Here is a 20,447-nt window from a genome sequence, read left to right as displayed (position 1 = left end):
TTCATGGTTAAAACTGTCCGTTTACCCAAACCCGCCCCCGACCTGTTGCTGCTGCACATCGAGCTGAAGTGGATCACTCCGAAGATTTGGCGTCGGTTCGCGGTGCCTGAAAACATCACCTTGGGAAAATTGCACCATGTCATCCAGGTCGTGATGGGCTGGAGTGATAGCCATCTGCATGAGTTTGAAATTGCCGGTGAGAATTACGGCATGCCCGACCCTGATGGCTGGGGGCCGACGGTAAACCCGGAAGCCCGTAAAACGCTGATCAAGGCGCTGAACGGAAAGCGGACATTTAATTATCTCTACGACTTTGGTAACAGTTGGCATCACAGTATCAAGGTCGAAAAAACGCTACCCGCTATTGCCTGTCCTCAGATGCCGTATTGCATCGACGGCGCCAATGCTTGCCCACCGGAAGACGTGGGTGGCGGGCCTGGTTACGAGGAGTTTCTGGAGGCGATGGCCAACCCCAATCATCCAGAGCATGACGCCATGGTTGAATGGCATGGCGATGTTTTTGATCCAGCGGCATTTGAGTGCGAGCGCGTGAACCAGTGGTTTAAACGGATTAAGGTTTGAGTTGCAAGGCGGTGTAGCTCGGACGCTTACTTCTCAGTGGCAGTGTCCGGCCTTTCTATGCAATGACTCTGCGCATGGCTATCATGCGTGCCTCTTTGTGAGGCGATACTTGCATGCTGACGTTGTTGAAACTTCTAAAAGATGGTCGATTCCACTCGGGAGAATCGCTTGGCGCTGCCTTGGGGATTAGTCGCAGTGCTGTCTGGAAGCAGCTGCAGAATCTTGAGGCCGAGCTGAATTTACCCATCCATAAAGTCCGCGGCCGCGGATATCAATTGGCCTCGCCGCTGGTGTTCCTGAATGCTGAAGAGGTCGCGCTGAATACGGCTTCTCTTTCGTGGGCGGTTCAGGTTTTCGATTCAATCGACTCTACCAATGCGGAGGCCCTTCGCCTTGTCAGTGCCGATGTACAGGCTCCATTTATTGTACTGTCGGAGCAGCAGACAGCGGGTAGAGGCAGGCGCGACCGCAAGTGGGTCAGTCCATTTGCGCAGAACATCTATTACAGCCTCGTACTGCGCATTGAAGGTGGCTTGCGGCAGCTTGAAGGGTTGAGTCTGGTTGTCGGGTTGGCTGTAATGCACGCCTTGCGAGAATCGGGGGTGCAAGGTGCTGCCCTGAAGTGGCCGAACGACGTTCTGGTGGGGAAGAAGAAAATTGCCGGCATCTTGTTGGAGCTGGTGGGCGATCCCGCTGACATCTGCCACGTTGTCTTAGGTATTGGTATCAACGTGAATATGCAGAAGGCGACCGATGTTGATCAGGAGTGGACATCGGTGCAGTTACAGACTGGCGCTTCCATTGATCGTAATCACCTGGTCGCGCAACTGAGTCTGCAGCTAAATAGCTATCTCGAGAGACATAGGGCCTCCGGGTTCTCAGCACTTCAGGAGGAGTGGGAGCTGAATCACCTGTGGCAAGGTAAGGCGGTGTCTCTTATTGCGGGTGTCAATCACATAGATGGAGTTGTATTGGGGGTGGATCGTCAAGGTGCTTTACGCCTGGATGTTGGTGGTGTCGAAAAAATATACAGTGGCGGTGAGTTAAGCCTGAGGTTGCGTGATGATTCTTGAGCTCGACTGTGGGAATAGCTTTATCAAGTGGCGCGTGATGGGCGCGGATAAAGCGAGTGCCTGTGCGGAAGGCATTGTAAGCTCGGATAGCGCACTGATTGACAGTCTGTTGGCCCTTCCGGGCCTGCTCCTTACGCGCTGCCGGCTTGTGAGCGTCCGCGCGCTGGAGGAAACCAACAAGTTGGTCGCGACGTTGGAGGAGGCGTTTGGAGTTGTTGTGTCCTGTGCGGTTTCCTCCAGGGAGATGGCCGGAGTGCGCAATGGCTACGAAGATTACGAGCGGCTTGGGCTTGATCGCTGGCTCGCGGTGCTTGGCGGATATAGGCTGGCTTCGGGCGCATGCCTTGTACTCGATTTCGGAACCGCTGCAACTGCAGATTTCGTTACAGCCGATGGCGAGCACCTGGGCGGGTTCATTTGTCCTGGCATGCCGCTGATGCGCAATCAGTTGCGCACCCATACCCGCAAGATACGCTACGACGACGCGGCGGCCGAAAAAGCCCTGGAATGCCTTCATCCTGGTCGAACAACCGTCGAGGCTGTCGAGCGCGGGTGTAGTCTGATGCTCCGCGGGTTTGTACTGACCCAGCTTGAGCTGGCCCGTAACTATTGGGGGGATGACTTCACGGTCTTCCTGACGGGGGGGATGCGAACCTGGTAGCTGATGCGGTTCCACAAGCTCGGTTGGTTCCTGACCTTGTATTCGTCGGGTTGGCAATGGCATGCCCTTTATCTTGAGGTAATTATGCGTTGGCTGTTTTTGCTTTTGCTCGTTCTCAACATTTTTTATTACATATGGCATCAGCAAGAGGCGCCGCTGCGTGCCAAGGACGTCACTCCGCTGAATTTGTATCGGGGCACCCAGCAGGACATTCGCCTTTTGAGCGAGTCTACTGACGCTACGGCGCGCGCGGATAAAGCAAAAGCGCCAGAAGTGCAAAATACCTGTATGTACATAGGTGGTTTCACTGACAAGCGTCAGGCGCAGGCCCTCGAGCAGCGGCTGATCAGTCTGGATATAAAAGTCAAGGTTCAACTGCTAGGTACGTCTGATGCTTCGGGTTACTGGCTTAGAGTCGCCCCCGAAAGTCGGCGCCTGGCTAATGATCTACCCTTTGAAAACCTTGCTAAGGAATTCAATGAGTTAAAACATAAAATAATGCTGTGCGAAGGCATTGCAACTCGCGAATAGTTTGCATAGAATGGCGCCCGCTTCGCAGTGAAGAGCTTTTAAAAACTTCGGTGCGAGACACGTCAACGCAGCTAACCTCATATTTTTAAATGAGAAAATGCTTGACAGAAGGCCGGCCTAATGTAAAATGCCGGCTCGCTTAGGAGGGGTTCCCGAGCGGCCAAAGGGATCAGACTGTAAATCTGACGTCTACGACTTCGAAGGTTCGAATCCTTCCCCCTCCACCATTTTTAGCGTGAGCTGCAAGCTCCGCGGGTATAGTTTAGTGGTAGAACCTCAGCCTTCCAAGCTGATGATGCGGGTTCGATTCCCGCTACCCGCTCCAGATTGCAGGTTGTGCACGGTGTTTTGCTCTTGTAGCTCAGTTGGTAGAGCACACCCTTGGTAAGGGTGAGGTCAGCGGTTCAAATCCGCTCAAGAGCTCCATATGACAAGGCAGATATGAAAATATCTGCCTTTGTTTTAACGGCTACCTCGGCTTGATTGTGTTGCTTCCGGCTTTAATGCTGGTTGGATTCGAGTCTCGTGGGGTTGGTTGTTGTAAAGTCTTTTTCAGGCCTGCATAATGGTCGGCCTGATTTTGTTTTAGGTCAGTAGCTCAATTGGCAGAGCGACGGTCTCCAAAACCGTAGGTTGGGGGTTCGATTCCCTCCTGACCTGCCAGATTCACGTAATGTGTCTGGCTTTCTTTTCACAGGATCTTCATAGATGACTCCTAAGGCTGAAGCTCAAAGCTCTCGTTTCGATCTGGTCAAGTGGCTTGTTGTAGTCGCTTTGGTGGTCGTAGGCGTTGTTGGCAATCAGTACTATTCTGCTTCGCCGATCCTGTACCGCGTACTCGCTTTGCTCGCCCTGGCTGCTGTAGCTGCATTTGTCGGTCTGCAGACCGCAAAGGGTAAGTCTTTCGCAGTATTGGTGAAGGAAGCTCGCACCGAAATCCGTAAAGTCGTTTGGCCGACTCGCCAAGAAACCACACAAACCACATTGATTGTTGTGGCTGTTGTTCTGGTTATGGCGTTGCTGTTGTGGGGGCTCGATTCCCTGCTCGGCTGGCTTGTTTCCTTGATTGTTGGCTAAGGGTGTCCCGTGGCTAAGCGTTGGTACGTTGTGCATGCTTACTCGGGTTACGAGAAGCATGTGATGCGCTCTTTGCTGGAGCGTGTAAAGCTCGCAGGCATGGAAGATGGCTTTGGCGAAATTCTGGTTCCCACTGAAGAAGTGGTTGAAATGCGGAATGGCCAGAAGCGCAAGAGTGAGCGCAAGTTCTTCCCTGGCTACGTGCTGGTTCAGATGGACATGAATGAAGGTACTTGGCACTTGGTCAAGGACACTCCTCGTGTAATGGGCTTCATCGGTGGTACTGCTGATAAGCCTGCTCCGATCACCGACAAGGAGGCGGAAGCGATTCTGCGTCGTGTTGCTGATGGTAGCGACAAGCCCAAGCCGAAGACGTTGTTCGAGCCGGGTGAGGTTGTTCGTGTCACAGACGGTCCGTTCGCTGATTTCAACGGTACTGTTGAAGAAGTTAACTACGAAAAGAGTCGTGTCCAGGTGGCAGTGCTCATTTTCGGTCGCTCCACTCCGGTGGAGTTGGAGTTCAGCCAGGTCGAAAAGGTCTAGCTGGCAAAGCATCCCAACCCCGCAGCCTTAGGCTGTGGGGTTTTGTCGTCACTGGGATAAACGCGCAAGTAACCGGGGAGCCTTTCGAGGCGTTCGAACCCGTAATTGGAGTGCCTCATGGCCAAGAAGATTACCGCTTACATCAAGCTGCAAGTGAAGGCCGCTCAGGCCAACCCTAGCCCACCCGTCGGTCCAGCTCTGGGTCAGCACGGCGTGAACATCATGGAGTTCTGCAAGGCTTTCAACGCCCGTACTCAGGGTCTTGAGCCAGGTCTGCCGACCCCAGTGATCATCACTGTATACAGCGACCGTAGCTTCACTTTCGAAACCAAGTCGACCCCGGCTTCGGTTCTGTTGAAGAAAGCTGCTGGTCTGACTAGCGGTTCCGCTCGTCCTAACACCGTTAAGGTTGGCACCGTTACCCGTGCTCAGCTGGAAGAAATCGCGAAAACCAAAAACGCGGATCTGACTGCAGCTGATATGGATGCAGCCGTGCGTACCATCGCCGGTTCTGCTCGTAGCATGGGCCTTAACGTGGAGGGTGTGTAATGGCTAAGCTGACCAAGCGCCAAAAGGCTATCGCCGGCAAAATCGAAGCAGGCAAGGCCTACAACTTTGTAGACGCTGCTGCCCTGCTGACCGAGCTGTCGACTGTCAAGTTCAGCGAGTCGGTTGACGTTGCTGTAAACCTGGGTGTTGACCCACGTAAATCCGACCAGGTCGTTCGTAGCGCTACTGTGCTGCCACACGGTACTGGCAAGACTGTACGTGTAGCTGTCTTCACCCAAGGCCCGGCAGCTGAAGCTGCTCTGGCCGCCGGCGCAGATCGCGTTGGCATGGACGACCTGGCTGCCGAAATGAAAGGCGGCGACCTGAACTACGACGTAGTTATTGCTTCCCCGGATGCAATGCGCGTTGTAGGTCAGTTGGGTCAGATCCTGGGTCCACGCGGCCTGATGCCTAACCCTAAAGTCGGCACCGTAACTCCAGACGTAGCCACCGCTGTTAAAAACGCCAAGGCTGGTCAGGTTCGTTATCGCACCGACAAAAACGGCATCATTCACACCTCCGTTGGCAAAGTCGGCTTTGACGCCGTCAAGCTGAAGGAAAACGTTGAAGCGCTGATCGCTGATCTCAAGCGTATCAAGCCAGCTTCCTCGAAAGGCATCTACGTCAAGCGCGTTACCCTGAGCACCACTATGGGCCCAGGTCTGGTCATCGACCAAGGCTCGCTGGACGTATAAGACACAGGTTGGCGCAAGTGATTGCGCCAATTGAAAGATTGGGGTCCCTGCCTGGCGGGGGCTATCCAAGACCGTAGGCGACGCAAGTCTTAAACCAACAAGCCTACGCAGATGGTGCTCCCGGTTCCTTACCGAATCAGACACCAAAACGACATCCGGCTCCGGCCAGATGAAACGGTAACAAGCAGGAGTTAAACCCGTGGCAATTAATCTCGAAGACAAGAAGGCCATCGTCGCTGAAGTCAACGAGGCTGCCAAAGCTGCTCTGTCCGCTGTCGTGGCTGATGCCCGTGGTGTGACAGTAGGCGCTATGACCGGACTCCGTAAAGAGGCTCGTGAAGCTGGCGTATACGTACGTGTTGTACGTAACACCCTGCTCAAGCGCGCCGTTGCTGATACTGAATACAGTGTTCTCAACGACGTGTTCACCGGCCCGACTCTGATCGCGTTCTCCAAGGACCATCCAGGCGCTGCTGCCCGTTTGTTCAAGGAATTCGCCAAGAGTCAGGATAAGTTCGAGATCAAGGCAGCTGCGTTCGAGGGCAAGTTCCTCGCAGCTAACCAAATCGACGTACTGGCAACACTGCCGACCCGCGACGAAGCCATTTCGCAGCTGATGAGCGTGATTCAAGGCGCTACCAGCAAGCTGGCTCGTACTCTGGCTGCAGTTCGCGAGCAAAAAGAAGCTGCCGCAGCCTAAGGCTGAGTCACTCCTCTCGCGTATTTTTGTTTATTTCGATGGCCGCGTAGGCCGTCCCCCAATTCAGGAAATACAGCAATGTCTATCTCCCAAGACGATATCCTCAACGCCGTAGCTGAAATGTCGGTTCTGCAGGTTGTTGAGCTGATCAAAGCTTTCGAAGAAAAATTCGGCGTTTCCGCTGCCGCTGCTTCCGCCGGTCCAGCTGCTGCTGCTGCCGTTGTTGAAGAGCAAACCGAATTCAACGTCATGCTGCTGGAAGCTGGCGAGAAGAAAGTAAACGTGATCAAGGCAGTACGTGAACTGACCGGTCTGGGCCTGAAAGAAGCCAAGGCTGTAGTTGACGGCGCTCCTGCCATGGTTCTGGAAGCAGTGACCAAAGATGCCGGCGACAAAGCCAAGGCAACTCTGGAAGAAGCAGGCGCTAAAGTCGAGCTGAAGTAAGCATCGACCTTGCGTCTCCAGCCCAAGCGTCAAGCTTAAGGCTGATGGCTGGTGGCTCTTGCCACCGGCCTTTTTCCGTTCTTGGCTGTCGACTCGGTCGCCGCCATTAACGCGCTGTAGCCACCCGAAGCGGTGGTGCAAACCATGGGGTTTGCAAGATTTTCTGGCTGCTCCCGTCGGAGGGGCCAAACAAGCAGGTGACCAAGCTGGGGAACGCTGATGGCTTACTCATATACTGAGAAAAAACGTATCCGCAAGGACTTTAGCAAGTTGCCGGACGTCATGGATGTCCCGTACCTTCTGGCTATCCAGCTGGATTCGTATCGTGAATTCTTGCAGGCGGGAGCGACCAAAGATCAGTTCCGCGACGTGGGCCTGCATGCGGCCTTCAAATCCGTTTTCCCGATCATCAGCTACTCCGGCAATGCTGCGCTGGAGTACGTCGGTTATCGCCTGGGCGAACCGGCATTTGATGTCAAAGAATGCGTGTTGCGTGGCGTAACGTACGCCGTACCTTTGCGGGTAAAAGTCCGTCTGATCATTTTCGACAAAGAGTCGTCGAACAAAGCGATCAAGGACATCAAAGAGCAAGAAGTCTACATGGGCGAAATCCCATTGATGACCGAGAACGGTACCTTCGTTATCAACGGTACCGAGCGTGTAATCGTTTCCCAGCTGCACCGTTCCCCGGGCGTGTTCTTCGACCACGACCGCGGCAAGACGCACAGCTCCGGCAAACTCCTGTACTCCGCGCGGATCATTCCGTACCGCGGTTCGTGGCTGGACTTCGAGTTCGACCCGAAAGACTGCGTGTTCGTACGTATCGACCGTCGTCGCAAGCTGCCGGCCTCGGTACTGCTGCGCGCGCTCGGCTACACCACCGAACAGGTACTGGACGCTTTCTATACCACTAACGTATTCAGTCTGAAGGATGAAACCCTCAGCCTGGAGTTGGTGCCATCGCGCCTGCGTGGTGAGATTGCCGTTCTGGATATCCAGGACGAGAAGGGCAAGGTCATTGTTGAGGCTGGCCGTCGTATCACTGCGCGCCACATCAACCAGATCGAAAAAGCCGGTATTACCTCGCTGGACGTGCCTTTGGACTACGTCCTGGGTCGCACTACCGCCAAGGTTATTGTTCACCCGGCTACAGGCGAAATCCTGGCTGAGTGCAACACCGAGCTGAACACCGAGATCCTGGCAAAAATCGCCAAGGCCCAGGTTGTTCGCATCGAAACCCTGTACACCAACGACATCGACTGCGGTCCGTTCGTCTCCGACACCCTGAAGATCGACTCCACCAGCAACCAATTGGAAGCGCTGGTCGAGATCTATCGCATGATGCGTCCTGGCGAGCCACCTACCAAAGACGCTGCCGAGACCCTGTTCAACAACCTGTTCTTCAGCCCTGAGCGCTATGACCTGTCTGCGGTCGGCCGGATGAAGTTCAACCGTCGTATCGGTCGTACCGAGATCGAAGGTTCGGGTGTGCTGTGCAAGGAAGACATCGTTGCCGTACTGAAGACCTTGGTCGACATCCGTAACGGTAAAGGCATCGTCGATGACATCGACCACCTGGGTAACCGTCGTGTTCGCTGTGTCGGCGAAATGGCCGAAAACCAGTTCCGCGTTGGCCTGGTACGTGTTGAGCGTGCGGTCAAAGAGCGTCTGTCGATGGCCGAAAGCGAAGGCCTGATGCCGCAAGACCTGATCAACGCCAAGCCAGTGGCTGCTGCGGTGAAAGAGTTCTTCGGTTCCAGCCAGCTCTCGCAGTTCATGGACCAGAACAATCCGCTCTCCGAGATCACCCACAAACGCCGTGTTTCCGCACTGGGCCCGGGCGGTCTGACCCGTGAACGTGCTGGCTTTGAAGTGCGTGACGTTCACCCGACGCACTACGGTCGTGTTTGCCCGATCGAAACGCCGGAAGGTCCGAACATCGGTCTGATCAACTCCCTGGCCGCTTATGCGCGCACCAACCAGTACGGCTTCCTCGAGAGCCCGTACCGAGTGGTGAAAGACGCTCTGGTCACCGACGAGATCGTGTTCCTGTCCGCCATTGAAGAAGCTGATCACGTGATCGCTCAGGCTTCGGCCACGATGAACGACAAGAAAGTGCTGACCGACGAGCTGGTAGCGGTTCGTCACTTGAACGAGTTCACCGTCAAGGCGCCGGAAGACGTCACCTTGATGGACGTATCGCCCAAGCAGGTAGTGTCGGTTGCAGCGTCGCTGATCCCGTTCCTGGAGCACGATGACGCCAACCGTGCGTTGATGGGTTCCAACATGCAGCGTCAAGCTGTACCAACCCTGCGCGCTGACAAGCCGCTGGTAGGTACCGGCATGGAGCGTAACGTAGCCCGTGACTCCGGCGTTTGCGTCGTGGCTCGTCGTGGCGGCGTGATCGACTCCGTTGATGCCAGCCGTATTGTGGTTCGTGTTGCCGATGACGAAGTTGAAACTGGCGAAGCCGGTGTCGACATCTACAACCTGACCAAATACACCCGCTCGAACCAGAACACCTGTATCAACCAGCGTCCGCTGGTGCGTAAGGGTGATCGCGTTCAGCGCAGCGACATCATGGCCGACGGCCCGTCCACCGACATGGGTGAACTGGCACTGGGTCAGAACATGCGCATCGCGTTCATGGCATGGAACGGCTTCAACTTCGAAGACTCCATCTGCCTGTCCGAGCGTGTTGTTCAGGAAGACCGCTTCACCACGATCCACATTCAGGAACTGACCTGTGTGGCGCGTGACACCAAGCTTGACCCAGAGGAGATCACTGCAGACATCCCGAACGTGGGTGAAGCTGCGCTGAACAAGCTGGACGAAGCCGGTATCGTTTACGTAGGTGCTGAAGTTGGCGCAGGCGACATTCTGGTGGGTAAGGTCACTCCGAAAGGCGAGACCCAACTGACACCGGAAGAAAAGCTGTTGCGTGCCATCTTCGGTGAAAAAGCCAGCGACGTTAAAGACACTTCCCTGCGTGTACCTACCGGTACCAAGGGCACTGTCATCGACGTACAGGTCTTCACCCGTGACGGCGTTGAGCGTGATGCTCGTGCACTGTCCATCGAGAAGACTCAACTCGACGAGATCCGCAAGGATCTGAACGAAGAGTTCCGTATCGTTGAAGGCGCAACCTTCGAACGTCTGCGTTCCGCTCTGGTAGGCCACAAGGCCGAAGGCGGCGCAGGTCTGAAGAAAGGCCAGGACATCACCGACGAAGTACTCGACGGTCTTGAGCACGGCCAGTGGTTCAAACTGCGCATGGCTGAAGATGCTCTGAACGAGCAGCTCGAGAAGGCTCAGGCCTACATCGTTGATCGTCGTCGTCTGCTGGACGACAAGTTCGAAGACAAGAAGCGCAAACTGCAGCAGGGCGATGACCTGGCTCCAGGCGTGCTGAAAATCGTCAAGGTTTACCTGGCAATCCGTCGCCGCATCCAGCCGGGCGACAAGATGGCCGGTCGTCACGGTAACAAGGGTGTGGTCTCTGTGATCATGCCGGTTGAAGACATGCCGCACGATGCCAATGGCACCCCGGTCGACGTCGTCCTCAACCCGTTGGGCGTACCTTCGCGTATGAACGTTGGTCAGATCCTTGAAACCCACCTGGGCCTCGCGGCTAAAGGTCTGGGCGAGAAGATCAACCGTATGATCGAAGAGCAGCGCAAGGTCGCAGACCTGCGCAAGTTCCTGCACGAGATCTACAACGAGATCGGCGGTCGCAACGAAGAGCTGGACACCTTCTCCGACCAGGAAATCCTGGATCTGGCGAAGAACCTGCGCGGCGGCGTTCCAATGGCTACCCCGGTGTTCGACGGTGCCAAGGAAAGCGAAATCAAGGCCATGCTGAAACTGGCAGACCTGCCGGAAAGTGGCCAGATGCAGCTGTTCGACGGCCGTACCGGCAACAAGTTTGAGCGCCCGGTTACTGTTGGCTACATGTACATGCTGAAGCTGAACCACTTGGTAGACGATAAGATGCACGCTCGTTCTACCGGTTCTTACAGCCTGGTTACCCAGCAGCCGCTGGGTGGTAAGGCTCAGTTCGGTGGTCAGCGTTTCGGGGAGATGGAGGTCTGGGCACTGGAAGCATACGGTGCCGCATACACTCTGCAAGAAATGCTCACAGTGAAGTCGGACGATGTGAACGGTCGTACCAAGATGTACAAAAACATCGTGGACGGCGATCACCGTATGGAGCCGGGCATGCCCGAGTCCTTCAACGTGTTGATCAAAGAAATTCGTTCCCTCGGCATCGATATCGATCTGGAAACCGAATAACACGTGACGCGAATCGAGAGCGTGGCAGCGATGCCCGCTCTCTGCTCCGCCAGGAGGAAAGGCCTTGAAAGACCTACTGAATTTGCTGAAAAACCAGGGTCAAGTCGAAGAGTTCGACGCCATCCGTATTGGATTGGCATCGCCTGAGATGATCCGTTCGTGGTCGTTCGGTGAAGTTAAAAAACCGGAAACCATCAACTACCGTACGTTCAAACCTGAGCGTGACGGCCTGTTCTGCGCCAAGATCTTTGGCCCGGTAAAGGATTACGAGTGCCTGTGCGGTAAGTACAAGCGCTTGAAGCACCGTGGTGTGATCTGCGAGAAGTGCGGCGTTGAAGTTGCACTGGCCAAGGTTCGTCGTGAGCGTATGGCGCACATCGAACTGGCTTCGCCGGTTGCCCACATCTGGTTCCTGAAATCGCTGCCGTCCCGTATCGGCTTGCTGATGGACATGACCCTGCGTGATATCGAACGCGTTCTCTACTTCGAGAGCTATGTCGTTATCGATCCAGGCATGACCACTCTTGAAAAAGGTCAACTGCTGAACGACGAGCAGTACTTCGAAGCGCTGGAAGAATTCGGTGACGATTTCGATGCCCGCATGGGTGCCGAAGCTGTCCGTGAACTGCTGCACGCTATCGACCTGGAACACGAGATTGGCCGTCTGCGCGAAGAGATTCCGCAAACCAACTCCGAAACCAAGATCAAGAAACTGTCCAAGCGTCTGAAGTTGATGGAAGCCTTCCAGGGTTCCGGCAACCTGCCAGAGTGGATGGTGCTGACCGTTCTGCCGGTTCTGCCGCCAGACCTGCGCCCGCTGGTACCGTTGGACGGTGGTCGTTTCGCGACGTCCGACCTCAACGACCTGTACCGCCGCGTGATCAACCGTAACAACCGCTTGAAGCGCCTGCTTGATCTGTCCGCTCCGGACATCATCGTGCGCAACGAAAAGCGTATGTTGCAGGAAGCCGTCGACGCCTTGCTCGACAACGGTCGTCGTGGCCGCGCTATCACTGGTTCGAACAAGCGTCCTTTGAAGTCCCTGGCTGACATGATCAAGGGTAAGCAAGGTCGTTTCCGTCAGAACTTGCTCGGTAAGCGTGTTGACTACTCCGGCCGTTCGGTAATTACCGTAGGCCCGACCCTGCGTCTGCACCAGTGCGGTCTGCCCAAGAAGATGGCACTCGAGCTGTTCAAGCCATTCATCTTCGGCAAGCTGGAAATGCGCGGTCTCGCGACCACCATCAAAGCGGCCAAGAAAATGGTCGAGCGTGAACTGCCAGAGGTTTGGGACGTTCTCGCTGAAGTGATTCGCGAACACCCGGTTCTCCTCAACCGTGCACCGACCCTTCACCGTCTGGGTATCCAGGCGTTTGAACCGGTACTGATCGAAGGTAAGGCTATCCAGCTGCACCCGCTGGTCTGTGCTGCGTACAACGCCGACTTCGACGGCGACCAAATGGCCGTGCACGTACCGCTGACACTGGAAGCTCAGTTGGAAGCGCGTGCGTTGATGATGTCGACCAACAACATTCTGTCGCCAGCCAACGGTGAGCCAATCATCGTTCCGTCGCAGGACGTTGTATTGGGTCTGTATTACATGACCCGTGAAGCGATCAACGCCAAGGGCGAAGGTCGTGTGTTCGCGGATCTGCAGGAAGTTGACCGTGTGTTCCGTGCCGGCGAAGCCGCACTGCACGCCAAGGTCAAAGTGCGGATCCACGAAACCGTCAACGACCGTGACGGCGGCAGTGTGAGCAACGTGCGTATCGTCGACACCACTGTTGGTCGTGCGCTGTTGTATCAGGTTGTGCCAAAAGGTCTGTCGTATGACGTCGTCAACCTGCCGATGAAGAAAAAGGCGATCTCCAAGCTGATCAACCAGTGCTACCGCGTGGTTGGTTTGAAGGAGACCGTGATCTTCGCTGACCAGTTGATGTACACAGGTTTTGCTTATTCGACCATCTCCGGCGTTTCCATCGGTGTTAACGACTTCGTTATCCCGGATGAAAAAGCTCGCATCATCAGTGCCGCCACCGATGAAGTGAAAGAGATCGAAAGCCAGTACGCCTCCGGCCTGGTAACCCAGGGCGAGAAGTACAACAAGGTGATCGACCTTTGGTCCAAGGCCAACGACGAAGTGTCCAAGGCAATGATGGCCAACCTCTCGAAAGAGAAAGTCATCGACCGCCATGGCGACGAAGTTGACCAGGAGTCCTTCAACTCCATGTACATGATGGCCGACTCGGGCGCACGGGGTTCTGCTGCGCAGATCCGTCAGCTCGCCGGTATGCGTGGCCTGATGGCCAAGCCGGACGGCTCCATCATTGAAACGCCGATTACTGCGAACTTCCGTGAAGGTTTGAGCGTACTTCAGTACTTCATCTCCACTCACGGTGCTCGTAAAGGTCTGGCGGATACCGCGTTGAAGACGGCTAACTCCGGTTACCTGACTCGTCGTCTGGTAGACGTTGCACAGGATCTGGTTGTTACCGAGATCGACTGCGGCACCGAACACGGCTTGCTAATGACGCCGCACATTGAAGGCGGTGACGTTGTAGAGCCGCTGGGTGAGCGCGTACTGGGTCGAGTCATTGCCCGTGACGTGTTCAAGCCGGGTACTGAGGAAGTTATCGTTCCTGCTGGCACCCTGGTTGACGAGAAGTGGGTCGAGTTCATCGAACTCAACAGCATCGATGAAGTGATCGTTCGCTCGCCGATCAGCTGCGAAACCCGCTACGGCATCTGCGCCAAGTGCTATGGCCGTGATTTGGCTCGTGGTCACCAGGTGAACATCGGTGAAGCGGTCGGCGTTATCGCTGCCCAGTCCATCGGTGAGCCGGGTACCCAGCTGACCATGCGTACGTTCCACATCGGTGGTGCGGCAAGCCGGACCTCTGCAGCCGACAGCGTTCAGGTGAAGAATGGCGGTACTGTCCGTCTGCACAACCTGAAACACGTTGAGCGAGTGGATGGCCACCTGGTTGCTGTGTCCCGTTCCGGTGAGCTGGCAATCGCTGATGACTACGGTCGTGAGCGTGAGCGTTACAAGCTGCCGTACGGTGCTGTGATTTCGGTTAAAGAGGGTGACAAGGTCGACGCTGGCGCAATCGTGGCCAAGTGGGATCCGCACACTCACCCAATCGTTACCGAAATGAAAGGTACCGTGACCTACGTGGGCATGGAAGAAGGCATCACGATCAAGCGTCAGACCGACGAATTGACCGGTATGACCAACATTGAAGTACTCGATGCGAAAGATCGTCCAGCTGCCGGTAAAGACATCCGTCCTGCCGTGAAGATGGTCGACGACAACGGCAAGGACTTGTTGCTGCCAGGCACTGACGTAATCGCTCAGTACTTCCTGCCAGCCAACGCCCTGGTCGGTGTGGCGGATGGTGCGAAGATCGCGATCGGTGATGTTATCGCGCGTATCCCGCAGGAAACTTCGAAGACCCGCGACATCACCGGTGGTCTGCCGCGTGTTGCCGACTTGTTCGAAGCGCGTCGTCCGAAGGAAGCGTCGATTCTGGCTGAAGTCAGCGGCACCATCGCGTTCGGTAAAGAGACCAAGGGCAAGCGCCGTCTGGTCATTACCCCGAACGACGGTACCGATCCGTACGAAGAGCTGATTCCGAAGTGGCGTCACCTGAACGTCTTCGAAGGCGAACAGGTAAACCGCGGCGAAGTTATCTCCGACGGCCCGAGCGATCCACACGACATCCTGCGTTTGCTGGGTGTGAGTGCGCTGGCCAAGTACATCGTCAACGAGATCCAGGACGTTTACCGCCTGCAAGGCGTGAAGATCAACGACAAGCACATCGAGACCATCCTGCGTCAGATGCTGCGTAAAGTTGAAATCGCTGAATCCGGCGATTCCAGTTTCATCAAGGGCGACCAGATGGAACTGACTCACGTGCTGGTAGAGAACGAGCGTCTGGGCGCGGATGACAAGTTTGTCTCCAAGTTCACTCGTGTGTTGCTGGGTATAACCAAGGCGTCGTTGTCCACTGAATCGTTCATCTCGGCGGCCTCCTTCCAGGAGACCACTCGCGTACTGACCGAAGCAGCGGTAACCGGCAAGCGCGATTACCTGCGTGGCCTGAAAGAAAACGTGGTCGTGGGTCGTCTGATCCCGGCTGGTACCGGTTTGGCTTACCACAGCGAGCGCAAGCGCCGCCGTGATGCTGACAAGCCGCTGCGCGTAAGCGCCAGTGAAGTGGAAGCTGCGCTGACCGAAGCGCTGAACTCAAGCGGTAACTGAGTTCTGCGATAGATGAGACTGGGCCCTGGCAGCTCCATTCGTCGGATCGAGGCATTTATGCCCCGATTCGACGGGCGGGGAGGTCGGGGCCTTGCCTTGACTGGGGGCAAGATCCTCTTTAGACTCTTGTACCCCTAAATTTGGCGGGAATTCGTTCCTGCCATTTTGCTTTTCTTGCAAGACAATAGCGTCGCAAGACAACAGTGGAGCTAGTAGATGGCAACTATCAACCAGCTGGTACGTCAGCCGCGTAAGCGTATCGTCGAGAAATCCGACGTGCCTGCGCTGCAGAACTGCCCGCAACGTCGTGGCGTATGCACCCGTGTGTATACCACCACGCCGAAAAAACCTAACTCGGCACTGCGTAAAGTATGCCGTGTGCGCCTGACCAACGGTTTCGAGGTTTCCTCGTACATCGGCGGTGAAGGTCACAACCTGCAAGAGCACAGCGTGGTACTGATCCGCGGCGGTCGTGTAAAAGACTTGCCAGGTGTTCGTTACCACACCGTACGCGGCTCCTTGGATACTTCCGGCGTTAAAGGCCGTAACCAGGGTCGTTCGAAGTACGGTACCAAGAAGCCTAAGTAGTAGCGGCTTTTTGTAAAACTGAATCATCTTATTTTCTGAGTCGATAAGAGTAAGGTCGGAGGCGCCCCGAGAGGGCACTGATTCCGAGCGAACCTGAAGACCGTTTGAGGGCTTATCCATGCCAAGAAGACGCGTAGCAGCCAAGCGCGAAGTGCTTGACGATCCAAAATACGGAAGCCAAATTCTGGCCAAGTTCATGAACCACGTAATGGAAAGCGGTAAAAAAGCCGTTGCCGAGCGTATCGTTTATGGCGCGCTGGAAAAGGTTAAAGAACGCAAGAACAGCGATCCCCTGGAAATCTTCGAGAAAGCTCTCGACGCCATCGCTCCGCTGGTCGAAGTGAAGTCGCGCCGTGTAGGCGGTGCTACTTACCAGGTTCCGGTCGAAGTTCGTCCGTCCCGTCGTAACGCCCTGGCAATGCGCTGGTTGGTAGACTTCGCCCGCAAGCGCGGCGAGAAGTCTATGGCTCTGCGTTTGGCCGGCGAGCTGTTGGACGCTGCTGAAGGTAAAGGTGCTGCTGTTAAGAAGCGTGAAGACGTGCACCGTATGGCTGAAGCCAACAAAGCTTTCTCGCACTACCGCTTCTAATCTTAGCTTCACTAATTTTGCGAGGGCTTTATGGCTCGTACTACACCGATTAGCCGTTACCGTAACATCGGTATCGTCGCTCACGTGGATGCTGGTAAAACCACCACCACCGAGCGCGTGCTGTTTTACACCGGCAAAAGTCACAAAATGGGCGAGGTGCATGACGGCGCCGCGACCACAGACTGGATGGTTCAGGAGCAGGAGCGTGGTATTACCATTACTTCTGCTGCTATTACCGCCTTCTGGAAAGGTTCCGAGAAGCAGTACAAAGATGAGCACCGCTTCAACGTAATCGATACCCCTGGCCACGTAGACTTCACCATTGAAGTTGAACGTTCCCTGCGCGTACTCGACGGCGCTGTCGTTGTGTTCTGCGGTACCTCGGGTGTTGAGCCGCAGTCGGAAACCGTATGGCGTCAAGCCAACAAATACGGCGTTCCACGTCTTGTTTATGTAAACAAGATGGACCGTGCTGGTGCCAACTTCCTGCGCGTGATCGGTCAGATCAAGCAGCGTCTGGGTCACACTCCGGTGCCTATCCAGTTGGCTATCGGTTCCGAAGACAACTTCCAGGGCCAGATCGATCTGCTGACCATGGAAGCTGTTTACTGGAACGATGCTGACAAGGGTATGGTTCCTGTTCGTAAGCCTATCCCTGCTGATATGCAGGAGCTGGCTGACGAGTGGCGCAACAATATGGTTGAGGCTGCCGCCGAAGCCAATGAAGAACTGATGAACAAGTACCTCGAAGGTGAAGAACTCACCAACGTGGAAATCAAGGCCGCTCTGCGTCAGCGTACTATCGCTGGCGAAATCGTCCTGGCTGTTTGCGGTTCCTCGTTCAAGAACAAGGGCGTTCCCCTGGTTCTCGATGCTGTTATCGACTATCTGCCGGCCCCGGTTGATATTCCGGCCATCAAGGGTACCGACCCTGATGACGAGACTATCGAGCTGGAGCGTCATGCAGACGACGCAGAACCGTTCTCCGCTCTGGCATTTAAAATTGCCACTGACCCATTCGTGGGTACCTTGACCTTCGTCCGTGTTTACTCGGGCGTGTTGAACTCCGGCGACGGCGTGATCAACTCGGTTAAAGGCAAGAAAGAGCGCGTGGGTCGTATGGTGCAAATGCACGCAAACGCCCGTGAAGAGATCAAGGAAGTACGCGCTGGTGACATCGCGGCCCTGATCGGCATGAAGGACGTCACCACTGGTGAAACCTTGTGCAACGCTGACAAGCCAATCATCCTCGTTCGCATGGACTTCCCGGAGCCGGTTATTTCGGTTGCCGTAGAGCCCAAGACCAAGGATGACCAGGAAAAAATGGGTATCGCTCTGGGCAAGCTTGCTCAGGAAGATCCATCTTTCCGCGTCAAGACTGATGAAGAGACTGGTCAAACGATCATCTCCGGCATGGGCGAGCTTCACCTGGACATCCTGGTTGACCGGATGCGCCGTGAGTTCAACGTCGAAGCCAACATCGGTAAGCCTCAGGTTTCCTATCGTGAGCGCATCACGAAGAACTGTGAAATCGAAGGCAAGTTCGTTCGTCAGTCCGGCGGTCGTGGTCAGTTCGGTCACTGCTGGATCCGTTTTGCTCCTGCTGACGAAGGTCAGGAAGGTCTGCAATTCGTGAACGAAGTAGTGGGTGGTGTTGTTCCCAAGGAATACATCCCTGCTATCCAGAAGGGTATCGAAGAGCAGATGAAGAACGGTGTTGTTGCCGGCTATCCGCTGATCGGCCTGAAAGCAACCGTTTTTGACGGTTCTTACCACGACGTCGACTCCAACGAGATGGCGTTCAAGGTGGCTGCTTCCATGGCAACCAAGCAACTGGCCCAGAAGGGCGGTGGTGAGTTGCTTGAGCCAATCATGGCGGTAGAAGTTGTTACACCTGAAGACTATATGGGTGATGTCATGGGCGACCTTAACCGTCGTCGCGGCATGATCTTGGGTATGGAAGACACGGTTTCCGGCAAAGTGATTCGCGCCGAGGTTCCGTTGGGTGAGATGTTCGGTTATGCGACCGACGTTCGCTCCATGTCCCAGGGTCGCGCAAGCTACTCTATGGAATTCAAAAAATACAACACAGCTCCGGCGCACATCGCTGAAACTGTATCCAAAAAACAAGGCTGATTCAGTCCTTTAGGCAAGGAGTTAATTGTCGTGGCTAAAGAAAAATTTGATCGTTCCCTACCGCACGTCAACGTTGGCACTATCGGTCACGTTGACCACGGTAAAACCACTCTGACCGCAGCTCTGACTCGCGTCTGCTCCGAAGTTTTCGGTTCCGCAGTCGTTGATTTCGATAAAATCGACAGCGCTCCAGAAGAAAAAGCTCGTGGTATCACCATCAACACCGCGCACGTAGAGTACAACTCTTCGATTCGTCACTACGCTCACGTTGACTGCCCAGGTCACGCTGACTATGTGAAGAACATGATCACCGGTGCTGCCCAGATGGACGGCGCAATCCTGGTTTGCTCGGCCGCTGATGGTCCGATGCCACAAACCCGTGAGCACATCCTGCTGTCCCGTCAGGTAGGCGTTCCGTACATCGTGGTTTTCCTGAACAAGGCTGACCTGGTAGACGACGCTGAGCTGCTGGAACTGGTTGAGATGGAAGTGCGCGATCTGCTGAGCACTTACGACTTCCCAGGCGACGACACTCCGATCATCATCGGTTCTGCTCGTATGGCTCTGGAAGGCAAAGACGACAACGAAATGGGCACTACCGCTGTTAAGAAGCTGGTAGAGACTCTGGACAGCTACATCCCAGAACCAGTTCGTCTGACCGACAAGCCGTTCCTGATGCCAATCGAAGACGTATTCTCGATCTCCGGTCGCGGTACTGTTGTCACTGGTCGTATCGAGCGCGGTATCGTTCGCGTGCAGGATGCACTGGAAATCGTTGGTCTGCGTGACACCACCAACACCGTCTGCACTGGTGTTGAAATGTTCCGCAAGCTGCTCGACGAAGGTCGTGCTGGCGAGAACTGCGGCGTTCTGCTGCGTGGTACCAAGCGTGACGACGTTGAGCGTGGCCAGGTTCTGGTTAAGCCAGGTTCGGTTAAGCCGCACACCAAGTTCACCGCAGAAGTTTATGTTCTGAGCAAGGAAGAAGGCGGTCGTCACACTCCGTTCTTCAAAGGCTACCGTCCACAGTTCTACTTCCGTACTACTGACGTGACTGGTAACTGCCAGTTGCCAGAAGGCGTTGAAATGGTAATGCCAGGCGATAACATCCAAATGGAAGTTACCCTGATCAAGACCATCGCAATGGAAGACGGTCTGCGCTTCGCGATTCGTGAAGGCGGCCGTACTGTTGGTGCTGGTGTTGTAGCTAAAATCATCGAGTAAGCATCTCTTCTGAGATAGCTTCGGATGTTTGAGAAGGCCCCCGCTCAGCGGGGGCCTTTTTTATTGAGTTGACACCTATCTGGAGCGTCTATAGAATTGCGCCTCCTTTTAACGGGCGTATTGCGCTCGCTGGGAAAAGCAGCCGGAGTCTGAAATCCAATGCAAAATCAGAAAATTCGTATCAGGTTGAAGGCTTTCGACCATCGCCTGATCGACCAATCCACCCAGGAAATCGTGGAAACCGCGAAACGTACTGGGGCTCAGGTGCGTGGTCCTATCCCACTGCCTACTCGTAAAGAGCGGTTCACCGTTCTGGTCTCTCCGCACGTCAACAAAGACGCGCGCGACCAGTACGAGATCCGTACTCATAAGCGCGTACTGGACATCGTCCAGCCAACGGATAAAACCGTTGATGCACTTATGAAGCTAGATCTGGCAGCCGGTGTGGAAGTACAGATCAGCCTCGGCTAAGACTTGGGTCTTAGTCGTGTAACGCTC

The 20,447-nt window shown here is 55.2% G+C and carries 16 protein-coding genes, 4 tRNA genes and 1 pseudogene; all 21 read left to right on the top strand.

From position 1 onward, the window contains the following. The first annotated feature begins 3 nt into the window (after nt 1-3). The 21 genes and pseudogenes from VRB54_RS21480 to rpsJ all read left to right on the top strand — a co-directional run bounded on the left by VRB54_RS21480 (nt 4) and on the right by rpsJ (nt 20,420). Nucleotides 4-582, top strand: a complete 579-nt coding sequence (locus tag VRB54_RS21480; protein WP_338478664.1) for a plasmid pRiA4b ORF-3 family protein — start codon at nt 4-6, stop codon at nt 580-582. A 113-nt stretch (nt 583-695) separates the two neighbouring features. After that, nucleotides 696-1,655, top strand: a complete 960-nt coding sequence (birA, locus tag VRB54_RS21475; protein ID WP_338478663.1) for a bifunctional biotin--[acetyl-CoA-carboxylase] ligase/biotin operon repressor BirA — start codon at nt 696-698, stop codon at nt 1,653-1,655. Further along, nucleotides 1,645-2,393: pseudogene (locus VRB54_RS21470) on the top strand (pantothenate kinase). Before birA ends, VRB54_RS21470 begins: the two are co-directional and overlap by 11 nt. 7 nt (nt 2,394-2,400) lie before the next feature. After that, a complete protein-coding gene (locus VRB54_RS21465; RefSeq protein WP_338478662.1) occupies nt 2,401-2,847 on the top strand; it encodes a hypothetical protein in 447 nt (148 codons plus the stop codon). A 142-nt stretch (nt 2,848-2,989) separates the two neighbouring features. Next, a tRNA-Tyr gene (locus tag VRB54_RS21460) sits at nt 2,990-3,074 on the top strand. Nucleotides 3,075-3,098: 24 nt separating this feature from the next. Next, nucleotides 3,099-3,172, top strand: a tRNA-Gly gene (locus VRB54_RS21455). A 25-nt stretch (nt 3,173-3,197) separates the two neighbouring features. Then, nucleotides 3,198-3,273, top strand: a tRNA-Thr gene (locus VRB54_RS21450). Between the two features lie 161 nt (nt 3,274-3,434). Then, a tRNA-Trp gene (locus VRB54_RS21445) sits at nt 3,435-3,510 on the top strand. 45 nt (nt 3,511-3,555) lie between these two features. Continuing rightward, entirely contained in the window at nt 3,556-3,924 is a 369-nt protein-coding gene (secE, locus tag VRB54_RS21440) for a preprotein translocase subunit SecE (protein ID WP_003232399.1), read from the top strand. 9 nt (nt 3,925-3,933) lie between these two features. Continuing rightward, on the top strand, nt 3,934-4,467 hold the full coding sequence (gene nusG, locus VRB54_RS21435; protein WP_003232401.1) for a transcription termination/antitermination protein NusG: 534 nt from the start codon (nt 3,934-3,936) through the stop codon (nt 4,465-4,467). A 117-nt stretch (nt 4,468-4,584) separates the two neighbouring features. Beyond that, entirely contained in the window at nt 4,585-5,016 is a 432-nt protein-coding gene (gene rplK / locus VRB54_RS21430; protein ID WP_003176435.1) for a 50S ribosomal protein L11, read from the top strand. Continuing rightward, nucleotides 5,016-5,711: a 50S ribosomal protein L1 gene (gene rplA, locus VRB54_RS21425; RefSeq protein WP_003232403.1), complete on the top strand. Its 696-nt coding sequence runs from the start codon at nt 5,016-5,018 to the stop codon at nt 5,709-5,711. Before rplK ends, rplA begins: the two co-directional genes overlap by 1 nt. A 199-nt stretch (nt 5,712-5,910) precedes the next feature. Further along, nucleotides 5,911-6,411: a 50S ribosomal protein L10 gene (gene rplJ / locus VRB54_RS21420; RefSeq protein WP_003232405.1), complete on the top strand. Its 501-nt coding sequence runs from the start codon at nt 5,911-5,913 to the stop codon at nt 6,409-6,411. Nucleotides 6,412-6,489: 78 nt separating this feature from the next. Next, on the top strand, nt 6,490-6,855 hold the full coding sequence (gene rplL / locus VRB54_RS21415) for a 50S ribosomal protein L7/L12 (RefSeq protein ID WP_053138313.1): 366 nt from the start codon (nt 6,490-6,492) through the stop codon (nt 6,853-6,855). Nucleotides 6,856-7,074: 219 nt separating this feature from the next. Next, the gene (rpoB, locus tag VRB54_RS21410) at nt 7,075-11,148 is read left to right on the top strand and encodes a DNA-directed RNA polymerase subunit beta (protein WP_338478661.1); all 4,074 of its coding nucleotides are present in this window, start codon (nt 7,075-7,077) and stop codon (nt 11,146-11,148) included. Between the two features lie 64 nt (nt 11,149-11,212). Beyond that, a complete protein-coding gene (gene rpoC, locus VRB54_RS21405) occupies nt 11,213-15,412 on the top strand; it encodes a DNA-directed RNA polymerase subunit beta' (protein ID WP_209985410.1) in 4,200 nt (1,399 codons plus the stop codon). Between the two features lie 216 nt (nt 15,413-15,628). Next, a complete protein-coding gene (gene rpsL / locus VRB54_RS21400; RefSeq protein ID WP_002555494.1) occupies nt 15,629-16,000 on the top strand; it encodes a 30S ribosomal protein S12 in 372 nt (123 codons plus the stop codon). Nucleotides 16,001-16,118: 118 nt separating this feature from the next. Next, a complete protein-coding gene (gene rpsG, locus VRB54_RS21395; RefSeq protein WP_002555493.1) occupies nt 16,119-16,589 on the top strand; it encodes a 30S ribosomal protein S7 in 471 nt (156 codons plus the stop codon). 30 nt (nt 16,590-16,619) lie between these two features. Then, nucleotides 16,620-18,725 (top strand): elongation factor G, encoded by a 2,106-nt coding sequence (gene fusA / locus VRB54_RS21390; protein ID WP_003232412.1) that lies wholly within the window; start codon nt 16,620-16,622, stop codon nt 18,723-18,725. 30 nt (nt 18,726-18,755) lie between these two features. After that, nucleotides 18,756-19,949 (top strand): elongation factor Tu, encoded by a 1,194-nt coding sequence (gene tuf / locus VRB54_RS21385; RefSeq protein ID WP_057010371.1) that lies wholly within the window; start codon nt 18,756-18,758, stop codon nt 19,947-19,949. A gap of 159 nt (nt 19,950-20,108) precedes the next feature. Beyond that, complete coding sequence (gene rpsJ / locus VRB54_RS21380) at nt 20,109-20,420, top strand: 30S ribosomal protein S10 (protein WP_003232414.1); 312 nt, start codon at nt 20,109-20,111, stop codon at nt 20,418-20,420. The last annotated feature ends 27 nt before the right edge of the window (nt 20,421-20,447 follow it).

The sequence above is a fragment of the Pseudomonas trivialis genome (assembly GCF_036864995.1).
GTDB classification, from domain to species: domain Bacteria; phylum Pseudomonadota; class Gammaproteobacteria; order Pseudomonadales; family Pseudomonadaceae; genus Aquipseudomonas; species Aquipseudomonas trivialis.
The sequence above is the reverse complement of the archived record's forward strand: the minus strand, read 5'-3'. Positions and strand labels throughout refer to the sequence as shown.

Bases quoted from the DNA above. Each gene is read 5' to 3' on its own strand.
- VRB54_RS21480 (WP_338478664.1), top strand. From the start codon at position 4: ATGGTTAAAACTGTCCGTTTACCCAAACCCGCCCCCGACCTGTTGCTG.
- birA (WP_338478663.1), top strand. From the start codon at position 696: ATGCTGACGTTGTTGAAACTTCTAAAAGATGGTCGATTCCACTCGGGA.
- VRB54_RS21465 (WP_338478662.1), top strand. From the start codon at position 2,401: ATGCGTTGGCTGTTTTTGCTTTTGCTCGTTCTCAACATTTTTTATTAC.
- secE (WP_003232399.1), top strand. From the start codon at position 3,556: ATGACTCCTAAGGCTGAAGCTCAAAGCTCTCGTTTCGATCTGGTCAAG.
- rplK (WP_003176435.1), top strand. From the start codon at position 4,585: ATGGCCAAGAAGATTACCGCTTACATCAAGCTGCAAGTGAAGGCCGCT.
- rplA (WP_003232403.1), top strand. From the start codon at position 5,016: ATGGCTAAGCTGACCAAGCGCCAAAAGGCTATCGCCGGCAAAATCGAA.
- rplL (WP_053138313.1), top strand. From the start codon at position 6,490: ATGTCTATCTCCCAAGACGATATCCTCAACGCCGTAGCTGAAATGTCG.
- rpoB (WP_338478661.1), top strand. From the start codon at position 7,075: ATGGCTTACTCATATACTGAGAAAAAACGTATCCGCAAGGACTTTAGC.
- rpsL (WP_002555494.1), top strand. From the start codon at position 15,629: ATGGCAACTATCAACCAGCTGGTACGTCAGCCGCGTAAGCGTATCGTC.
- rpsG (WP_002555493.1), top strand. From the start codon at position 16,119: ATGCCAAGAAGACGCGTAGCAGCCAAGCGCGAAGTGCTTGACGATCCA.
- fusA (WP_003232412.1), top strand. From the start codon at position 16,620: ATGGCTCGTACTACACCGATTAGCCGTTACCGTAACATCGGTATCGTC.
- rpsJ (WP_003232414.1), top strand. From the start codon at position 20,109: ATGCAAAATCAGAAAATTCGTATCAGGTTGAAGGCTTTCGACCATCGC.